This window comes from Synechococcus sp. RS9907, assembly GCF_014279615.1.
In the GTDB taxonomy this organism is placed as follows: domain Bacteria; phylum Cyanobacteriota; class Cyanobacteriia; order PCC-6307; family Cyanobiaceae; genus Parasynechococcus.
Window position 1 is genome coordinate 2,052,988 of sequence record NZ_CP047944.1, and the last position, 19,490, is coordinate 2,072,477.

Sequence of the window (19,490 nt, forward strand, 5' to 3'; positions counted from 1 at the left end):
ATCAACCCAGCTCCACAAAGTCCGGCGGTGCACCACCGCCAAGCACCCAGGAATAGAGCTCACGGGTCTGGGCGGCGACCTGGGGCCAGCTGAAACGTTCGCGCACGAGGGCCTGGCCTGCCTTGCCCATGGCCATGCGTTCAGTGGGGCTCAGCTCGAAACAGCGCTCGAGGGCTGCCGCTAAGGCCGCGGGTTCGGGCTCGGCGGGCAGGGCCGCTTCAACATGAAACGCTTCCGGCAGATTGCAGGCGGCACTGAGCAGGCAAGGCAGCTGGTAGGCCATGGCTTCCAAAGCCGCCATCGGCAAGCCTTCGGAGAAGGAGGGGAGCACAAAGGCGGTGGCCGCAGCAAGCACTGCAGCCTTCTGGGCGCCGAACACCGGCCCGAGCACACGAACACGCTGCAGCTCGCCGCGTTCCTGAGCCTGGGCGACACGCAAGGCCAGGGCACCCTCATCGCCATAGCCCACCAGGGCGAGCCAGAAGCGATGGCGCGCAGCAGCGGGAGCGACGGCCTGCCAGGCGCTGAGCAGCGGTTCCAGACCCTTTTTGTGGTGGAAGCGACCGAGGAACAGCAGAACCGATTCGCCGGAGGGGATTGCACCAGCCCAGGGCGGTGCTGCGGGCGACGCAGCATCGGAGACCTGAGGCAGTGCTACGCCGTTGGGGATCACGGCGATGGGAACCCCAGGCAGCACTGCACGGATGGCCTTTGCTTCAGCAGCGCACAGGGCATGAAAACAACGGCCGGATGCCAGAGCACGCCGCTCCCAAAGACGCCAGACCAGCTGCTTTTTGCGACGCGAGATGGCAAGAGCACCAGGATCGAGCATGCCGTGGGGTGCGATCACCAGGGGCAGGCCTGCAGCATCCAGCCGTTTGGCAATGCGGGTGGGGCTGCGCCAGAGGCCATGGACGTGAACGAGCTGAGGAGCCGTGGCTCTCACAGCCTCATACAAGCAACGATCGCGATGCCACGGCTGATGCTGATCAGCCGTGCACCACGCAGGCGACAAACCGGCGGCCAATTGGGCTGTGCGCAGGTCAGCAACGGCCGTGGCGATACCACCATCGACGGCACTACTGGCGTGGGAGAGATGGGTGATCATGTCCACGGATTACAGAGTGCTGTTGAAACGCGGAGACCGGCGTGGACCAACGGCGATACAACCAAAACATAGGCGCCACAGTGAAAACGAACAGCATCAATACTTGAGGCATGTAGCCGCGAGAAATTACGACATATAGATAAGAAGACGAGAGCAAATAAATACATTGAGCAAACGGCTCATACGATCGGACCAAAAACCAATTCCACAAGCGTCGGATCAAATAACCAAGCCCAAAACTGAGCAGAATCAAGGACGGAAAACCCGCAATTAAATAATATTCTGCGTAGCCCATGACAGCAGAACCATTAGCAAAAATCTCACCTCCATACAATTCAGACAATGCATTAGTGAGATATGAATTATCCGGCTTGCTGGGCAATAAAGCCCGCGGAATCGGAAAGAGCACTGTGGCCAATAGCGGCTGCAAACCCACATACGGGGAACCAGGGCTTGGAGTCTGCTCAATCACGCCAGAGGAGGCCAAGAACACTCCTGTTTCACTCACGCCTCTGTTGGTCAGTGCGTAGAGATCAATGCCTTGCTCAAGATTCGTAAGATCAAGACCACGACCGTAAGCGCGCGTAAGACCAATCAGGCCATTGAAAAGCACAAAAGCCACAAGAAAGATACTGACGATGAACAAATTGGGGCGTCGCGAGCGCGCCATGAACCAAAGCAATATCAATGGCACCGCCAACAGAACAAGGCGATAGCGAAAACCCAGACTGACGTAAATACCTGCAGCAGATACCAGCCAGATCAAGAGGGTGGATGTGTGTTTTCTCTGCTTTAGCCAGGACGCTGCCTGCAGCAAAATGCCTGGAATCAGAAAGTTAATGGCGTAATTAAAGTAATTAGCAATGGCACCCACATCGACACCGCCTTCACCGAAACCACCATCAACTAATCCCCTGGCCGCCAACGGATTGAGAAGAGCAAAAACCCTTGTGCCACCGACAAAGGCAAACATTACAAAGCCCAAAAGACACAGCCGCACACCCAGACGATGCAAACGTTCAGGAGTGACACGTACCGCCAGCCGTTTTGGCGCAGGCGCTCGAGGCTTCGCATAAAAACCGAGCAGCAAGGAGGCATAGAAGACAAGCGCACCTAACCAACCCCACACCACCAGATCACGGTGATCGAGGCCGCGGTAATCCAGCCCTTCACCCGATGCCAACGCTTGCAGGGGTCCAAACAGCACGTAATACAAGAGCACACCTGCCACAAACAAGGTAGGCCGATACACCTTCAGCGGAGAGGGTGAACGATAGGCACTCATGACTTCCCAGCCGATCAAAGCAATCAGGGCCAGCACCAGAATCAGCTGGTCGAAATCAAGCAGGTCAAGACCAAACATCAGCGTCGCGACAAGAGATCAGCGATCAGGGCAGCACGCCTGGAGCGACGAGGCATCCGTTGGGCACTGGAAACGGACTGGCATAAGCCTGCCGCAAACGATTCAAGCGTGAAAGCCTCCAAGCGTTGGCGTGCGGCCTGCTGCATGGCGGCCCTTGCCTGTGGCGATTGACGCTCGACCTGGTGCATCAAGACCGCCAGAGCCTGCGGCTCGCTGGGATCAAAGCTCCAGCCGGTGCGGCCATGGTCGATCAGATCCACAGCGCAGCCGCAGGCATTGCTCACTAGGCATGGGAGACCAACTGCCATGGCTTCATTCACCACCAGGCCCCATTGATCGGCGCTGCTGGCCAGCACAAATGCTGAGGCCTGGGCATAGCTGGCCGTGAGATTAGAGAGCTGCTGAAAAGGCTGAAGTATGACGCGTCCAGGATGAGGCAGTTGGGAAATACCCTGTCGCAGCTCGCGCTCCAGCGGCCCCGAGCCAATCAGCGTCAAGCCCCAGGTACCGCCCTGGTTCTGGTAAGTGGCAAAGGCAGCGAGCAGGCCGCGATGGTTTTTCTTCTCCACCAGGCGGCTGACGCAGAGAAAATGGGGTGAAGCGCATCCCGTTACAGGCGGCGACGCACCAGCGGCAAAGAGGTCGTTATCCACTACATCCCAGGGCTGGCTGATTGCGTCTGCAGGAAATCCAAGCTGGGTGAGATAGGAGCGACTTTCACTGCCAGCCACCAAAGCTGCGGAATACCCCTGCAGCAGCTGGCGCTTGATCCATTCCTTTGCTGCAGACCGCGGTTCATCCCGCTGGCGGCTGTCGCTCACGATTACCAGGGGGATGCGGCTCCTGTGACAGGCGGTCAACAGCCTTTGGTAAGCGCAATCAGCCCAACCCACACTCAACACCACTTGGGGCTGCAGTTCATCCAGCAGTTCATTGAGCTGGCGGTCAAGCTCTGGCAAAGGTGGGTCAGTTTCCGGTGAAGGCTGGCCGCTGAGTTGATGCCGGCTGTAATCAGCATCCGCTTGAAACTGCCAGAGATACTCCTGGGAGTCGGGTCGAGTTTCGAGCACCTGCAGATCAATCTGACGGGCAGCAGCCTGGAAGCGGGCGTGGTGATAAGGCCCGATGCGATGGAGGGCAATCAGAACACGCACGATTCAAAACACACCAAGAGCTTCGAGCAGGCGTTCGCCATAGCGCTGCCAAGTGAAATCTCGGGCCCGCTCGCGGGCGGCAGCACCCATCCGAGCCCGCAAGGATCGATCTTCGAGAAGCTGTTGCATGCGATCGGCCAATACCTGAGCATCGCGAATGGGCACGATGAAGCCATCCAAACCATCACGCACCACCGACCCACAATGGTGGGTAGTGATCACTGGCACACCACAGGCCATTGCCTCCAAGTGCACTAGGGCCATGCCTTCGGCCAGTGTGGGCAACACAAACAGATCGGCGCGGCAGAACTCCTCCTGGATCTGGCTGCGAGGCACCTGGCCCATATAGGTGGGTCCTTCAAACAGGGGCAACCTGGTGTCCACCTGAGGTGGACCAGCCACACGGCATTCGAAGCGAATGCCACGGGCCGAGAGCAACCTGCAGGCTTCGGCTAAGACGTGATTGCCCTTGCGCAGCCCTACCTGGCCAACAAACAGGATTCGGCCTGGTTGCGGATCAGGTTGGAGATCAAACCAATGCTCTGGAATGCCATAAGGCACCAAGCTGATCTTGACAGGCGCACAGCCAAGGGAAGTCGCGCTCTGCCGGCAATACTCCGAAGGCAATAACACCTGATCACTTAAAGCCCATTTCCTTTGATCACGTGCGATCCCTGCCTCAACTTCGGCCAACCCTTCACCAGCAGGTTCGATCCCTGGATGGCGCTGCCTCTCCTCAAGCATGATCCGGCCGACATCGGGGCTAATAAACAATTCATGCACCACATGCAGGCCCTGATCTTTCGCCTGCTTAATCGCATCAATATCGTTGTTAATAAAATTGGTATACACCGCATTGGCGCCACCAAAAAGCTCGCGGCGAGCGCGTTCAAGCACCATCGCATCATTGCGATCACTGCACCGCGCCCGAGTCAGGCTAGCGAGGGGTTGATCGCGCACCAGCTGGCGGGGCACGGCTGGCGGCAGGGTGCGGCCGAGCAGACGCTTGAGAGGCTTGGGTTGGTGGTTGGCCGGCCAAAGTGCCTTGAGGAGTTGCAAGGGCCGATGACTGGCGTGCAGGTCGGTATAAAAGGCTGCGAGCGCATTGGCACGTGCCAACAGGGCAGGTACCGCATAGTGCATGCGGGCACCGGCCTGCAAGACGGCATAGCGTCGCTGCGGGAACGATTCAGCCACAACACTCACCCCACATCACAAAACAGCCATGCCACGGCATCGACGGAGCTGCTGTAGATGACGAGAACTTTGTCGTCGTAGCTTTGGAAGCGACCATCGACGCAGAGAATAAACGTCGAAGGGGTAGGTGGCCGGCCGGTAGAGAAATAAACGATAACGCCACTGCGCGAAAGCTTCGAGCAGTCTGCCTTGCTAGAGCCGAGGTGCTGCTGGGTATTGAGCCATCCAAAACTCCACATCATCGGTGGCACCTAACTCAGCAGCCGTTCGCTGCCCTGGAGCACAAGCTACTCAGCCCCAGCTGGTGTCGCGACGCGGCAAACCCGCCCCAATAGTGATTGCCTCAGCAGACTACAACCGCCTCAAACACCCCACTGACCCAGCTTTTGCAACACAAATGCAGCGATGGCTGGACAACCTAAAAATACGAATCCTGCCTATCAGACTCTCATCACCCAACGTTGGGGGCGGCTCTCCACCGAGATCAGCCATCCCGGGCCTACCTGATTCTGGCGGCCACGGCCCTGAAGAGCGGTATGCACGTGGTAACCGCAATGAGCGCCATTCCTTTCCACAAGCGTAGGGGTGGTGCATCCCTTCCGCAGGGATTGATCACCCCGCCCACACCTCTGCAGCTTCAGGTGCAAGCCAGGGAGCAGATCCCCAGCGTCAAGCGCATTTGTAGGCTGCAGCCGCTCGGGAGGGCAGGTGGCATCGACGCGCCAGATCTCTACGACCCTTCAGTGGGCAGTAGCACCCCCCCCGAGCTAGGGGCCGTTGCTGGATAAGGCTTCATCTTCTGGCGGAGGGCGCTAACGCTGTGGTGGCCTACAACTTCCTTAGAAGAAGTCTGCGGCTACGGAGGGGCTGGCCAGACCCACCACCATATCGGGGCAAAGGGGCGGAAAGCTGCGCCGTTGCTTGGGTGCAAGGACCAGCCAACGCTCCAGCCGCACCAGGGCGGCATCGGGGCTGAGCACCGACGCGATCCTGACCCCATGCCGGGGTGAGGCTTGATGGGCAGCACGGGAAAGGCCGGGGCTGGTGGATTCCTGCGTGCTTTTGGATGTGATGACTGCCGGTCCCCAATGGCAGCGCTGGATCACAGAAACGCTGCTGGCGTGTGTGAGGGCAAGGCCTGTGGCGATCAACCCGCTGATTTTTGGGGAGGTGGCCTTCGCTTGTTACCAGATTGAGTGCTAGGGGCCGTGCTGCCCCGCCACCTTTACGACCACTGGCCAATACCCAGAAAGGCTGCCTTTCGTTCCGCCCCCGCCCATGCCAAGTATCGAGCCAGAGGGGACAGGAGGGAATCGATCTTGTCGGATTTCCTGATCGGTGCCCATGCAGTGATCGCTCGCTGTCCCTTGCCAACCCGCGACCCTCGGCGCTGCCGGCACGCCTTACCTGGCCTAAGGCTGATCACCCCAGAATCCCTGCCAGTTGCTCCACCGCAGCCGCCCAAGTGAACTCCCGCCAGCGGAGCGCGAGCGCTGCGCGCCAGGCGAGATAGCCCTCATACGGGGTGAGCCGTGCCGCGATCCAATCGGCCACCTCAGCGGCGCCAGGATGCGGCGCAAACAACTGGCCGCAGCCGGCATCGGGCAAGGTGGAGGGGATGCCGCCCACCGCATGGGCCAGAACAGGTACCCCCAGGCGCAGACATTCACGGTTGGAGATCCCGAAGGCTTCTGCTTCTGAAAACAGTGTGCCGAAATGCCAGCTCTGCAGTTCAGCCACGAAGCGGGCGGTGTCGGTTTGCTTGTTGATGAAGCCGAGGGGCTGCAGGGCTGGATGGGCGGGCAAGGCCGCAGGATCGGGGCCGATGGCACGGATCACCGTGGGGATGCCGCGTTGTTGCAACGCATCGGCCAGCTCCAGCAGGAAGGGGCCGCCCTTGCGCTGCCACTCCTTACCCAGAAAACCGAGGCGGAGGGGCTGCTGCGGGGAGGGAGGCGGCGGTGGTGCTGCCTGCGCCAGTTGTGCCAGCTGGGCTTCATCGAGATTGGCGCCACCGGGCACCACATGAACTTTGGAGGGATCGATGCCGTAATCGCCAATTACTGAGTCGGCGGCCCATTGGGCCATGCACACGATCACAGGAACCTGTTGATAAGCCAACCGTTCGCGCTCCAGCACCTGGCTGCAATATCCGGGGGCTAAACGCTCACCGCTGCCGTAGTCGTTGAACACCTGGCGGGTGGTGGCATCGATGTAGAAATCGACGCGCCAGGCGGAAGGCCAGGGCCAGGCGGGCAAGAGAGGGAAGTGGCTGAGCAGTGCCAGGGGGTGATCAGCCGGCAACTGGGCCTGAGCCAGCAGGGCGCGCGTAAATCCAGGGCTATACTGATAGCCGCCCACCTTGCCAGTACTGAACAACTGGCGCAGGTTCCAAAGCCGTCCGCGCCGGCGCAGCTGCTGGGGCTGGAGTTTCAAGCCGCCTTGCAGCAATCCTTGACTGAGGCCTGCCTGCAGCAGGAAATAGGGAATGTTGCTCCAGGTGGCCAGATCAGTGGCATCGCCGCAGCAGAGAAGGTGGCGGGGATTCATCCCTGTTTCTGCAGTCTCCGAGCCATTGAAAGCGATCGGGCGATTTCGCTTCTTGGGGTGAGCTCGCTCTGGCGCCACATCCAGGCCGTCATTCAGTCAATAAATCGCGCTGGAAATCAGGCTGAAGGCAGCCAGCGCTCCTCTGACACTCAGCCAGACGTCAGCATCGAACCGGACGGCAAACAGCGGCGCCGGGAACACCAGCAGATTTTTGGGCCATTGCCGCGGACGGCAGGCAGCTAGCAGGGCTGGCATCAGATCTGAAATGGCTCCGAATCCGTGGTCATGTTGTTGTCACACCTTTGATCTGGACGCCAGTAATCGACACCAACGCTCCGCCGTGGTGCGGATGTCGTAGTAGAAGGCATGAGAGCGGGCTTTGGTTGAGAGGGCCTTGCGTTCATCGGCAAAGACCATCAGGCTTTGTAGTTGTCCCACCCACGCGCCGACATCGACAGGAGGCAGCAACTCACCAGCGGCGCCATCAACCAGCACCTCGCGGCAGGCGGGCACATCGCTGGCGATGATCGGCAGACCGGCGGCCATCGCTTCAATCAGCACAATCCCAAACCCCTCAGAAGGGGTGGTGGAGAAAGCGAACAGATCCGACTGGCCGAGCAATTCGGGAATGTCGCTGCGACGGCCAAGGAAAACCTGAGCAGGATCAAGGCCCAGCCCACTGGCGAGGGCTTCGAGGCGAGCACGATCGGGCCCCTCACCCACCAGCTGCAATTGCCAGCCAGGGGCTCGTGCTGCAGCAAAAGCCCGTAGGAGGGTGGCCTGATCCTTGATCGGATCAAGCCGGGCCACCATCAGAACTCGCCTGGCGTCACCAGCGGGGCGACAGCAGCGTGCTGCCTCGGCCCGATCGGCGATGGCAGCAACGTCGCAGCCGTTACTGATCACGGGCCCCAGGCGCAGAGCCGGCGGCAACGGATGCAGCGAATCAGCAATCGCATGGGTGCAGGGCACCGCCACTACACCCAGCCGCTGAAACCAGAGCAGCAAGCGCTGCCAAACCCTGCGACCAGCAGGATCACTCGGGGCCGTGTTCCCAAGATGCACGGCCATCCGGCGCACACCTGCCAGCCTCGCACCGAGTGCCAACCACAGCATCGGGCGGTTGCAGGGGTAGATAAGAAGAGCATCAGGCCGGCGGCGGCGGCAGAGCCGAAAGCTTCTCCAGGCCAGCCTCGGGCCATCGCAACTGGACCACTGATGGAGCGCCGTCAGTTTGCCAATGTGTTGCAGCGCAGCAAAGGCAGGGGCCTGCTCTTGGGCCTGACGGTTGGTGTTGAGCAGTTCGGCCTGCACGCCCTCTGGGCTATGGCCGATCAGCTGCAATGCCAGGGCTTCGATGCCGGCGGCGTGCAGTCCACTAAGAACGTGGAGGATGCGCATCAGCGGATTCCCAGCTCTTCGCCATAGGCCTGGGCCATCGCCGCCACGCTGAAATCACGCAGGGCCCGTTCACGAGCAGCGGCTGCGCGCTGCATGGTGGCGTGGGGGTCTGCCAACGCCTGGCGGATCCCTTGAGCGAGCGCCTGGGGGTTGATCGGCTCCACCAACAGGCCGCAACGGCCGTCTTCCAGCACCTCGCGGCAGGCCCCCACATCAGTTGCCACGATCGGCACACCGGCCGCCATTGCTTCCGCCAAAGCAATTCCGAAGCCTTCATCAGGCCGGGCTGAGAATACAAACAGATCCAGCTGACTCAGTAGCGAGGGGATGTCCCGCCGACTACCGAGCAATTGCACCTGCTGCTCAAGCTGGAGATCAGCGATCAGAGCCTCAAGCTGCGGGCGCTGACTGCCCGCACCGATCAGCCAGAGCTCAGCCTGAACGCCCTGATCACGCAGGAGGGCCAGAGCGCGAATCAGACTGGGCTGGTCCTTGTGCTGCTCCAAGCGCGCCACCATGCCGAGCCGCAGCGGCTGATGAGGCCAAGAGCCGCTGCGATCCACCTCTGCAAACCGCTTCAGGTCGCAAGCGTTGAACACGGCCCGCGCCTCGCGGGGGGCGACGCCGAAATCGCGCACCGTGGCATCGCGGATGTATGCGGAACAGCAGAGCAACCGATGCGTGAACGGCCGGCCAAGCTGCACCAGCAGTTTGAACTTGGCAAAGGCACGGCCCGTCCACACCGGCGGCAGGTTGCCGACATGAGCGCAGACGCAACGCACCCCCGCGAGCCGTGCGCCCATCGCAATGAAGGCATGCCAGCCGAGGGGGAAGCTCAACACCGCTTGGGGCGCAAGGCGACGGCAGAGGCGGTAGCTCTGCCAGACCAGACGGGGATAGCGGGCGAGGCCACTGCCCAGCGAAAAGGTATGGATCAAAATGCCGAGTGCTTCAAACTCCGGGCGCAGATCGGTGGGTTGCGGTTGCAGACAAAGCAGCTCAACATGGATGCCTTGCTGCTGCCAATGGCGAGCCAGCTGCAAGGCCAGTTGGGGGCAGCCTTCTGCCACAAGTGAGGTGAGAACGATCAGAAGTCGTCCATCGCGATTTGTCGCCGACTTCAGGAGTGCCACGTGATTCGATTTATTCAGACGATGGGCTGACGCTGAGCCAACTTCTGCAGCACATCAAGAACCCGAGGCGCCAATACACGAACATCAAAACGCTGCTCCACTGCCTTACGACAAGCTTCTCGATTCAGTTCAGGTAACCGATTCACAGCATCCACAAAAGCGTCGACAGATGGCTCTTCCGGGTCACAGAGCCAACCCGTGACGCCGTGATCAATCACTTCTGGCGTGGAAGCACGACGCGTAGCGATCACAGGGCAACCGCAGGCCATCGCCTCAATCATGACAATCCCGAAGGGCTCATCCCAACGAATAGGAAACAGCAACGCTTCTGCCTGACAGAGAAACTGCTGCTTCTCGGCATCATCCACAGGCCCAATCCAACATATTTGATCGCCATCAATAAACGGTTCAACTTGTTCGCGAAAAAAGTGCTCGCCTCCCTCTTCGTTCGATACGTTACCTGCAATAACCAGCCTACGATTCGAACGGCGAGCAACGGCAATCGCCAAGTCAACACCTTTGCTGGAGGTGAGGCGTCCTAGAAAAGCCAAATAACCAGCAGAACCATTGCCAAATGAGTAGCGACTAGAATCAATAGGATTAGGAATTACGCAAGAAGGCACTGAAACCTGTGCATGGGATTGCTGATTAGCACTAATAAAGTGAAATGCTGCAGAAGAGCGAATCCTCCTTTCGGCGAAATCTATTTGACCTTGATCAATCGGATTCGGGAATAGACTCAAAGTAGGCTTACTCAATGCAAGCAGAGACTCCAAATAATCAAATCTTCCGTGATTGTAAACAACATCACAATTTCTAGCAGCCAGAACACTCTGCAATTGAAAACGAATCTTCCGATATGCGCGGCTTAAATAGTTTCTCGACGGGGCTCGATGGAGATGCAAACTACCTCCATAAGCTTTTGACTCAGGCCCAGCAAGCAAATCAACACGATGACCGAGGCGAGCGAACTCCTGCGCGTAAAGAGCAACAACCCGCTCAGCCCCGCCATAGTGCGCGGGAGGTACGGGAATATGGGGATCGGCGACCAGTAATATTTTCACTTATCAAAGAGAAAGGCTTAAAATTCTGTCGAACATTGAATTAATATCTCTCATAAACGAAGCTTCGCTGAACATAGAAAGTGCACGGCGTCTACAGTCCATTCTACTAATTGAATGAATATCGGAAAGGATTTCTACACATTCATCGACTGAACCAAAAAGGTGTCCAGTTTGTCCATGAGAGATAACCTCAGGGATTGAGCCCAAGGGAGTTCCAAGAACAGGCGTACCAGCCGCCAAAGCTTCCGCCATTACAATCCCGAAGGGTTCCCGCCACCTATTAGGAACCAAAAGGGCAAGAGCATTACCAAGAAGATTTGATTTGTCTTCGTCAGTGATTGGCCCAATAAACTTAATATGCTTGCCCAGAAAAGGTTTTACTTTCTCGCGGAACAAACTATATGCGTCGGACTCATCGCGCCTCAGGACACCAGCAATGATCAAGGGGATTCCACTTTTCAAAGAAATTTCCACCGCAATGTCAACACCCTTATCATAATTAAGCCTGCCAAGATAAACGAGATAATCAGAAGAGGGAGATAACACAGGTTTTATGACATCACAATCAACTGCATTATAAACCCGAAAGACTCGATTTGATTTAGAGTCCATATCGATAGAAGAAATTTGGTCGTCACTTATTCCCTGCAAGAATCCGAAGCGCGAATTAGCCGCCAAGACACGCGAGAGGTCTGAACGATGGCTGGTATTGTGCTGGGAATAAATAAAAGGTTTTTTTAGCTGATTGGCAAGGGAAAAAGATTCGGGCCAGAATCGGAAAGAATATATTAAGTCGGACTTGAATGCCAGAAAAGCAGATTTGGACTCAAATACAACACGTCGATAAATTCTATCTATACAAGACGGACTAGGATTTGCATAACCGAATGTTAATCCATTGTAACCTAAAGAAGCTGGAGACGATAACAAATGGACGGTGTGCCCCTGCTTAACAAGACCTTTGCAAAGCATATGACACACTCTCTCAATTCCACCGTAGTGACGAGGTGGAACCTCGTGAGACCAAGTAAAAACAGCAATGTTCATGCCAAATCAAGAAAATGAACGTCAACAATGATCATCCTTCAAAGCATTACAAAGAATAAAACTCGCCACTTTTTCAACAAAGATTTGAGGCGAAAAAGGACTCGACTCGAATTGAGTCTTCATAAATTCTACGCCGGCTAGTGACATGGCAGACCATTTATCAGAATTGAAAGTCTGCAGAAAGTCGAGGATTTCCCGAATATTAGAAAATTGCCGCGCGTCAATGTAAGCATCGCTTGGAATGTGATCATCTATCGACAGATCCCCAGCGTAAATTGGAATACAGCCAGAGCGGAAACCGTCAAATATTTTTTCCGTAATATACCCAATTGATCCCTTAAAATTTTCAAAGGCAAAATAAAATTTATACGAAGTAAGTATGTCATTTTTTTGAGCACTTGATCTACGCCAACACTTTTTTGATGCTGATCGAGCAAAATTCCATGAATAGCCGTAGATATCAAATGAGTCAGGAGCGACCCGCGCTATGGAATCTGCGAGCACATACCGAGGCATTTTTACTGGATTCTTTTGTCTAGAGCCAGAATAGAAAAGCAAGGGCTCTGAAAGACGCCTTCTCCAACCGAAGCGATCACATCCACTTATCATGCACAAATGCCTACGGCGATCGAAATGTTGGAGTGCGTTAGGATGAACCAAAGGAGAGACTGGTGGAGTCAAAAAAGGCAGTGGGACCGTTAACCATGGAATGCCAATACCTTGAGGCATTGGCATGTAAGAAATCACGAGGGAGGCATATTGTCGCAGCTGCTCTAAGAGTTTTATTCCGGAAACTGACCGCAGAGGACTCTCGGCAAGATGAACAACAAGCGTCTTAGATCTTTTGGCAAGAGCGGCTAGAGCAACAGGATCTTTGGGCAGATCCCTCAAATACAAAACATCAAATTCTGAATCAGGGGAATTTGGCTGAATAGTCCAACCGGAAAGAATCAGACGTTGCGCAAGCAAGCGCAAAGGATATCTCCAGTATTCACTAGGATAGGACGAAGAACTCTCTGAGTAGAAAATATCACCAAAACGCCCTTCAAAAAGGTCGGAGTTAAGACCAGAGCAGAATGCGATTGAAGGCATGTGATGGAAGTATTACGAAGAAGAATAAATACATAATTTAAACACAAGCCAAATCAAGCTTATGCCGAATATTTTACTTTCTAGTTAGTGACAATTGCAACTCCGTGAGCTGCAGATCCCGGGGGCAGGCTCACAGCTGTGGGTGGGATGGTGGTGAGAGTCATTGTTCCAGGCCGGCAGGGATTTCAGCGTAGAAAGGGTGTGTGGTGCCGATTCCGGAAACCGCTCTTGAGCGCCTGGCCGTATACATCCGCATACAACCCAGCTACCCGCGCTGGCTGCCACAGCCGCTCGGCCCGCTGCCGCGCGGCCATCCCTAGCTTAAGCCGTCGCTGCGGATCCACGAGCACCCAGTGAATTGCCTCCGCCAGAGAGGCCGGATCAAACGGCTCAGCTAGACACCCTGTCATGCGGTCGTCTACGACGTCGACTAATCCGCCGGTAGAAAAGGCCACCACGGGGGTGCCACAGGCCTGAGCTTCTGACGCTGTTTGCCCAAAAGCTTCCTGGCGCGATGGCACGACCATCACATCGGCAGCGGCATAGAACAAGCGCAGGCTGAGGTCGTCTTGGAGATGGCCGGTGTAGTGGATGGGGAAACCCAAGTTGGGGGGATGAGCCGGCCGGCTCTGGCCGAACACCACCAACTCCAGCTGTTCCAGTGGCGTGCCGGCAACCTGACTGCGCAGACGCCTCAACGCCTCCAAAAGCAAATCTGCTCCCTTGCGAGGGTCGGCACCACCGCCAATAGCGCCAAACAACACGAATGGACGATTAGCTGGGAGCCCAAGCAGTGCTCTGGCCTGGGCCTGATCGCAGGGGGCCCAAACATTAAGGTCGATCGGATGAGGAATCACCTTGATCGGCAAGGTGCCCATCAAGGTGCTGCGACGGGCGCAATCGGCAAGCCAGTTACTAGGGCACACGATGTGAATGGGCCTGCTCCAAGCAAGGCGCTTGCTCAACCAAGTGCGGCGGTTAAGGTCGGGCCCGGCTTCATGGCCAGGGCGGCTGGCAGGGCTGTAGCCCTCTGCGAAGCGCTCATCGCTACTACCAGTTTCGCCGGACAGAGGGGGGCTCGTGTAGTGCTCGGCACCGCAAAAGGCCCACTGATCGTGAAGTGTCCACACCAGGGGCATGGGCAGGCGGCCGATCTCTTGGATTGAGAGGGTGCCATCACCCAGCCAGTGAAGGTGCACCAGATCAGCCTGGCCCTGGCGGTGGCGTTGCAGCAGTTCAGTGCCCAAACCCGTGGTTGGCCAGGCGACTGAGTGTAATGTGGGGTTACAAGTTTGGAAGCCGCGGCGTGCCTGTTGGGACAGGCGGGGCTGCAGGTGGCGCCAGATCCTGCTCTGGCCTGCAGGCGGCCCGCCAGTAACAGTGGGGTCGTCAGTCAACTGGGTAACCACCCGCATCTGAGATGTCAGGCCATGGGCAGTTCCGTGCTCCACCAGGCTTCGATGAATGCGGTAGGCGGCGCGGGCGGCACCACCGCTGATGTCAGACGCGTTGACTTGGATGATATTCAAGACTTTGGGCCGGCAGCATTAAGGAGCTTGCGGGGGTAATACAAAGGGTGGGTCACAGCGAGCTTCGCTCGAATTCGCCATGGTGTGATGTGGCGTGACTTCCACTCACGCCATGGGAACAGTCGCTGGCTGTGTTGATACATCGCCCGCAGACGCTGCCAATCGGGCTGCACCACCTGAGATCTTCGATAGACCGAAGCGTGGCTTCCCTCGCAGAGGCCGAGCGACTCCAGCCCAAGGGCCTGGCAAAAGGCATCAAAGCTGTAACGCAGATGAAAGGTGCAAGGCAGGTGGCAGGCGATGACCGGATAGAAGCAGTTGGCGATAAACAAGTGGCCACAGGGTTTCACGGCATCCACCATGGCCGCGAGAAGGGAGAGTGGATCGGGCACATGCTCCAGCACATCGGTGCTGACCAGCACATCGACGCTCTGGCTTTCGAGTTCGGGGATGAAGCGAATGTTGGGGAAAGGCTTGCAGCTCTCGATACCGTGGCGTGGCGGGTAAGGCTCGCAGATGGCAACATCAGCGTTTGGGAGCGTAGTGGCCAAAAGGCGCGCCAAAGTGCCGAAGCCGCCGCCAAAGTCAAGTACTTGCTCTGGGGCCAGTGAGGCAACTGCGGAGGTGATGGCTTGGCGGTGCCCCATCGAAATCGCATGCTGTTCAATGAACATGCCATTCAGCAGCCATACAGGGTCGTTGTAAAAGGTGGCCAACAGATCGGGATCAGGATTGTGGTTGACGCAACCGCAGCGGACCCATGCCTGGTCCATCAGACCCCAAAGTTGCTCCAAGCTTGGATCAGATCCAACCTCGACCAGTTGTTGCTCTATGGCGCTGCGCTCAGAAGGAGTGAGACTGTATTGATTGGGATCGATCACCGAGAAACGTGTTGAAGTTGATACCAATGGTGGCGTAGACGCGCTTTTACGCGGGGGATGAGTTTGCGGCTCCGGCGCATCTCTACGCCACCAAAGTGATGGTCAAAGCTGTAGGCATCAGCTGAGGCATTCCTGAGCACAAAGGTTGGATGTCTCAGCCTCCCCAAGCTCTGATCCGCCAACGTGGGGTCGGCAACATGGGTGGTGTGCGTTGCATCTTCGCCAAACCCGACATTGCTCACCAAATTGCGGTTGGGCAGGGCTGTAAGGCCGCGATTGACAAGGCAGGTGAACATCCATTGGTAGTCCCAGGTATCGGGTTCTCCAGATTCCAGAAGCCGCTGCCAAACGCAACTCCAATATTTGTGCTCGAGTGGGTCTTCAAAGATCGTGTCGAGAAGGCCGGACTCACGCAGAGCAGGCCACTGTCTGAGATCACTGTCGTAGTGATGCCAACAACGGCGCCAACTCGACCAGCCCCAACAGTGGTTGTAGTTGCTGAAGTAATAGCTACCGTCACCCCGCCACTGTCCGTCCTGAAAGTTGTTTCCGCTGATACACCATACCCTTGTATCATGGCGAAAGCGCTCCAAAAGAGAGGAGCAGTAAAAGAAGAAGTCAGGATGGGGGACGCAGTCATCCTCAAGAATTATGCCCTCCTCCACCTGATCAAAAAACCAGGTTATGGCGTGGCTCACGCCCAAGCGGCAACCCAGGTTCACATCGGAATACAGACGCTCAATCTGGCAGGGCCAGTCAATTTCATGTTCAACAACCGCGCGGGTGGCAGCCACCTTCTCGGCTTCGCCCGGTCGCAGGGGGTCAGGGCCGTCACAGGCAACATACAAGCGCTTCGGCGCCACAGGCCGAATGGCATTTATGACTTGGCGCAAGGTGTGTGGACGGCGCCAAATGATCAATAGAAGGGGGGTGTCAGCAGGATTCATCAATAAAACTCTAAACCACTCGCTCAGCTTGACTTATGGACAGAAACACGCGTATGCATGCAGATTGACTCAAAGATATAGTATATTGCATAAATGCCGCATAGACTTCGTCGCGAATGGAAAAAGCAGAAAACAAGAAATCTTCTGCGATGCATCAATACAACGAGACGGGAAATCATCATTAAAAAAATTTATACAAAGCCCATAAACACTGGGAGCATAAACCAGTTAACAATCAAAGGACTCATCTAAATGTTAACAATGAATATGCGATAAAGCTAGGCGAATTAGTTGGGGCCCAAAAAGGAGCAAGGCCTGACCATAAGCAAGCAAAAATCGATATCTAATGTGCATTCTTACGGATACATACTAGTTGATTCTATATTTGAGCCTCGCCTGGGAACAAGGGGATTTAAATCACTAGTTTAGTGTCGCAGGTCAAATTAAATTTAAATACCACTCATTAATTCAAGAATATAAGGCGACAAAAAAGATTTGACGAAGTGATAACATCAGCTGAATTGCTGAAAGAAATAGGTTTGACGAGCCAATCTCGATAGCAATAATACAGGCTCCTTCGAGGTGAACAAAAAAATGTTGCCTCTACTTGCTGGGGTGGGGGAATGGACATCAATATCGATCAGCATATTATTTACCTGGCTCGGCAGGCAAAGCCCCATATTTGCACTTACGGGATCTACACCTAACAGAACCCAAAATGGAAGAGATAGATCTAACAATCAATACATGGCGGATTACCGTTAGTCAAGGAAGTCGATACACGACACTACTGAGGAAGATATGCAACATGGCATGTCATACATAAAGATCCAAGAAAGATCTTGGCTCTTACTCCAAGGGAGCGGAAAACACCTAAAATTCACCTAAATTGGCGAAGTAACCAGACTGGAGAATGTTGTATTTGTGAATTAGCAACAATTGTTGTAGAGGTCGACATAGAAGAGAATTTACACCAACTGGATGTCAGCATGCTTACAGTGTAAGTTTATCAAAAAGGGAACGAATGTTCAAAGATAAAAGCTTCGCCATGGATCGCCCTTCGAGTGCTATAGACTCCATCTAATGAGTTTCATGAACCCTCATAAAGTCATCCACATAGAGGATAAGGCAAATAGAGCCATCGGCGCGACTGATGAATATCCTCACTGGGTATGAGCAGTTGCTGTGTAAGCAGGCGGAAGTAGCGAAGGTGTTGTACTAATGGCCTAATTAGGACTACGTGATGGTGACTAGTTAGCAAGATGGCAATGGTCAAAGTCAGTCTCTGCACCGGAAGCACTGAGCCAATTCAGGCAATCTCCACACCATACCATTCGCATAAGTCTTTTACTCATTGAGAGAGCTACAGCAGGCCGGTAGGCAAAAAACTGAGAGTAACGGCAGCTCCCTTGAAGTCATCCATACATATGGGGGTAGTTTGTCGGCAATCTACTGAAAGTAGATACAACTCCAGTCACAATGCAACCAAGAAGACATCTCCAGATGGTGAAAGGGATTAAAAAGTTAGGCAGGGTCAATCAGCCGGCCACACTTACTAAAACGGCCAAAACTAGGGTAAATAATAATACAACAACCGTCTTCAGCGCCACTTTACAAAGTGACCAAGAATCACATCAAACCGGTCAAGCTGTCATGGCAAGTAACCCAATATCGATAAAATTTATGTAAAAAAAGCTCAGGCTCCGGAACAAGGTTGGATAGCAGCACACAGTGGCCACAAGACGTAACGATGATCATCAAGAATGAAATTAGTAGGTGAAAATTTGGTGGAACTATTTGTGAATTGCAAGCATGTGAAATATCAAAGTCTCATACAGCAGAAGCGCTCATCATCGCCTAAGCTACATTAGTATCAATATCAACCGCTGAGTTAAAATTAAAGGACGGGAAGCGATTGTGCCGAGAAAGATCAGCCGCACTTAAGATATCCAGAAATTGAAAAATCAGAGCCATCTTATCAATAGACGTAACTTAGAACGAATAAACCAACCGAATCGAACCAAGAGTATACGAAAGAAAGCAAATAGAGGAATTAACGAGAGCCTTGAAACAGACAAGACAATCAAAAATTGTGTATGCCAAGGCCCTTCATACGAGAGAAGCTGGTGTACTGACGCTTTCCATAGATACTTGATGCATCTGAAACTATCGGGAGAATTCCTTGGAGAATATTTGTGTGCAATCAACAAAAGTGCCTTGAGATAGTCCGAGTGCAAACGTGAATATTGCTGAAAACGAGTATCACCCCAAGATTCCCAGTGACAGATGTTGTTGCAAGTATGGTGAAACCATTTTCTGTCCAAAAACTTAACTTCATTGGAAGCAGAAATTGAAGCATAATAGAATAATGGGAAAAAAGCATTATCAATGTGCGTACGCCATAAAGAAAAATCAATCAAAGCGGGGCGAAAAAAAAGGCCTGTAAGAATAAAAGCATTGCGACAATATCTAATAACGTTCGAGGGACTAGAAGAAATCAACTTGTCAAAATCAAAGGGCTTACATTCAATGCAGTGGAGCGATCCATCTTCTAGATAAGAATATCTTGGGACAAAGAAAGCCCCAATATCTAGGGAGCGAGCAGGGTCATCAGAAGAAGATATAAAATCAATCTCGTCGAGGATTTCTAGCAGAGAACCATCTTCAAGCCAATCGTCATCGGTAAGTATCGTGCAGAATACTGACTTGGAAGAAGAAATCAAGTCAAAAATATTTTTGCTCATACCTTTGTTTGCAGGATTCTGCCCCACATAAAATAGATCATTAAAAACAGAAAGAGCCTCAACGAAGTAGGAAGGATTAAAACCAGGAGAGGAATCATCCCATATGATTACATTAACTAAATGAGATAACTTATATCTCTTAATTTGCTTTAGGACACTTTTGGCGCAGACTATAGCATCGTGAGGACGCTTGAAGCATGGAATTATAATATCTAAACTTTTGGAGGGCAAATTATATAGAAAATTCTTTTCAGAAACTTCAGCGCTAGATCGCATAAAA

16 protein-coding genes are annotated in these 19,490 nt (G+C 54.5%); all 16 read right to left on the reverse strand.

All coding sequences use genetic code 11. The features are described from left to right. Position 1: 1 nt before the first annotated feature. The gene (locus tag SynRS9907_RS11350) at positions 2-1,108 is read right to left on the reverse strand and encodes a glycosyltransferase (protein ID WP_255446046.1); all 1,107 of its coding nucleotides are present in this window, start codon (positions 1,106-1,108) and stop codon (positions 2-4) included. Continuing rightward, a complete protein-coding gene (locus tag SynRS9907_RS11355) occupies positions 1,080-2,471 on the reverse strand; it encodes an oligosaccharide repeat unit polymerase (RefSeq protein WP_188021065.1) in 1,392 nt (463 codons plus the stop codon). Before SynRS9907_RS11355 ends, SynRS9907_RS11350 begins: the two co-directional genes overlap by 29 nt. Continuing rightward, the gene (locus SynRS9907_RS11360) at positions 2,471-3,625 is read right to left on the reverse strand and encodes a glycosyltransferase family 4 protein (protein WP_255445900.1); all 1,155 of its coding nucleotides are present in this window, start codon (positions 3,623-3,625) and stop codon (positions 2,471-2,473) included. The genes SynRS9907_RS11355 and SynRS9907_RS11360 overlap by 1 nt, the downstream gene beginning before the upstream one ends. Positions 3,626-3,628: 3 nt before the next feature. Beyond that, positions 3,629-4,822, reverse strand: coding sequence for a glycosyltransferase family 4 protein (locus tag SynRS9907_RS11365; protein WP_223157659.1), 1,194 nt, complete (start codon positions 4,820-4,822; stop codon positions 3,629-3,631). A gap of 839 nt (positions 4,823-5,661) precedes the next feature. Further along, entirely contained in the window at positions 5,662-5,973 is a 312-nt protein-coding gene (locus SynRS9907_RS11370; RefSeq protein ID WP_188021066.1) for a Uma2 family endonuclease, read from the reverse strand. Between the two features lie 271 nt (positions 5,974-6,244). Continuing rightward, positions 6,245-7,372, reverse strand: coding sequence for a glycosyltransferase family 4 protein (locus SynRS9907_RS11375; RefSeq protein ID WP_188021067.1), 1,128 nt, complete (start codon positions 7,370-7,372; stop codon positions 6,245-6,247). Positions 7,373-7,468: 96 nt separating this feature from the next. Beyond that, a complete protein-coding gene (locus SynRS9907_RS11380) occupies positions 7,469-7,627 on the reverse strand; it encodes a hypothetical protein (protein ID WP_188021068.1) in 159 nt (52 codons plus the stop codon). Positions 7,628-7,666: 39 nt separating this feature from the next. Beyond that, positions 7,667-8,773 (reverse strand): glycosyltransferase, encoded by a 1,107-nt coding sequence (locus tag SynRS9907_RS11385; protein WP_255445901.1) that lies wholly within the window; start codon positions 8,771-8,773, stop codon positions 7,667-7,669. Next, complete coding sequence (locus SynRS9907_RS11390; RefSeq protein ID WP_255445902.1) at positions 8,773-9,906, reverse strand: glycosyltransferase; 1,134 nt, start codon at positions 9,904-9,906, stop codon at positions 8,773-8,775. Before SynRS9907_RS11390 ends, SynRS9907_RS11385 begins: the two co-directional genes overlap by 1 nt. A 14-nt stretch (positions 9,907-9,920) precedes the next feature. Continuing rightward, positions 9,921-10,970, reverse strand: a complete 1,050-nt coding sequence (locus tag SynRS9907_RS11395) for a glycosyltransferase family 4 protein (RefSeq protein WP_188021069.1) — start codon at positions 10,968-10,970, stop codon at positions 9,921-9,923. Positions 10,971-10,973: 3 nt separating this feature from the next. Next, positions 10,974-12,017, reverse strand: coding sequence for a glycosyltransferase (locus SynRS9907_RS11400; protein WP_188021070.1), 1,044 nt, complete (start codon positions 12,015-12,017; stop codon positions 10,974-10,976). Between the two features lie 21 nt (positions 12,018-12,038). Then, a complete protein-coding gene (locus tag SynRS9907_RS11405; protein WP_188021071.1) occupies positions 12,039-13,109 on the reverse strand; it encodes a glycosyltransferase family 10 domain-containing protein in 1,071 nt (356 codons plus the stop codon). A 185-nt stretch (positions 13,110-13,294) separates the two neighbouring features. Then, the gene (locus tag SynRS9907_RS11410) at positions 13,295-14,638 is read right to left on the reverse strand and encodes a glycosyltransferase (protein ID WP_188021072.1); all 1,344 of its coding nucleotides are present in this window, start codon (positions 14,636-14,638) and stop codon (positions 13,295-13,297) included. Further along, on the reverse strand, positions 14,635-15,411 hold the full coding sequence (locus SynRS9907_RS11415; protein ID WP_188021073.1) for a bifunctional 2-polyprenyl-6-hydroxyphenol methylase/3-demethylubiquinol 3-O-methyltransferase UbiG: 777 nt from the start codon (positions 15,409-15,411) through the stop codon (positions 14,635-14,637). Before SynRS9907_RS11415 ends, SynRS9907_RS11410 begins: the two co-directional genes overlap by 4 nt. 104 nt (positions 15,412-15,515) lie before the next feature. Then, on the reverse strand, positions 15,516-16,466 hold the full coding sequence (locus SynRS9907_RS11420; RefSeq protein ID WP_188021074.1) for a glycosyltransferase family 2 protein: 951 nt from the start codon (positions 16,464-16,466) through the stop codon (positions 15,516-15,518). A gap of 1,964 nt (positions 16,467-18,430) precedes the next feature. Further along, on the reverse strand, positions 18,431-19,486 hold the full coding sequence (locus tag SynRS9907_RS11425) for a glycosyltransferase (RefSeq protein ID WP_188021075.1): 1,056 nt from the start codon (positions 19,484-19,486) through the stop codon (positions 18,431-18,433). Between the last annotated feature and the right edge of the window lie 4 nt (positions 19,487-19,490).

Excerpts from the sequence above, each read along its gene's own strand:
- SynRS9907_RS11420 (WP_188021074.1), bottom strand. The coding sequence starts at position 16,466 with ATGAATCCTGCTGACACCCCCCTTCTATTGATCATTTGGCGCCGTCCA.
- SynRS9907_RS11415 (WP_188021073.1), bottom strand. The coding sequence starts at position 15,411 with ATGGACCAGGCATGGGTCCGCTGCGGTTGCGTCAACCACAATCCTGAT.
- SynRS9907_RS11350 (WP_255446046.1), bottom strand. The coding sequence starts at position 1,108 with ATGATCACCCATCTCTCCCACGCCAGTAGTGCCGTCGATGGTGGTATC.
- SynRS9907_RS11380 (WP_188021068.1), bottom strand. The coding sequence starts at position 7,627 with ATGCCAGCCCTGCTAGCTGCCTGCCGTCCGCGGCAATGGCCCAAAAAT.
- SynRS9907_RS11425 (WP_188021075.1), bottom strand. The coding sequence starts at position 19,486 with ATGCGATCTAGCGCTGAAGTTTCTGAAAAGAATTTTCTATATAATTTG.
- SynRS9907_RS11355 (WP_188021065.1), bottom strand. The coding sequence starts at position 2,471 with ATGTTTGGTCTTGACCTGCTTGATTTCGACCAGCTGATTCTGGTGCTG.
- SynRS9907_RS11405 (WP_188021071.1), bottom strand. The coding sequence starts at position 13,109 with ATGCCTTCAATCGCATTCTGCTCTGGTCTTAACTCCGACCTTTTTGAA.
- SynRS9907_RS11400 (WP_188021070.1), bottom strand. The coding sequence starts at position 12,017 with ATGAACATTGCTGTTTTTACTTGGTCTCACGAGGTTCCACCTCGTCAC.
- SynRS9907_RS11375 (WP_188021067.1), bottom strand. The coding sequence starts at position 7,372 with ATGAATCCCCGCCACCTTCTCTGCTGCGGCGATGCCACTGATCTGGCC.
- SynRS9907_RS11385 (WP_255445901.1), bottom strand. The coding sequence starts at position 8,773 with ATGCGCATCCTCCACGTTCTTAGTGGACTGCACGCCGCCGGCATCGAA.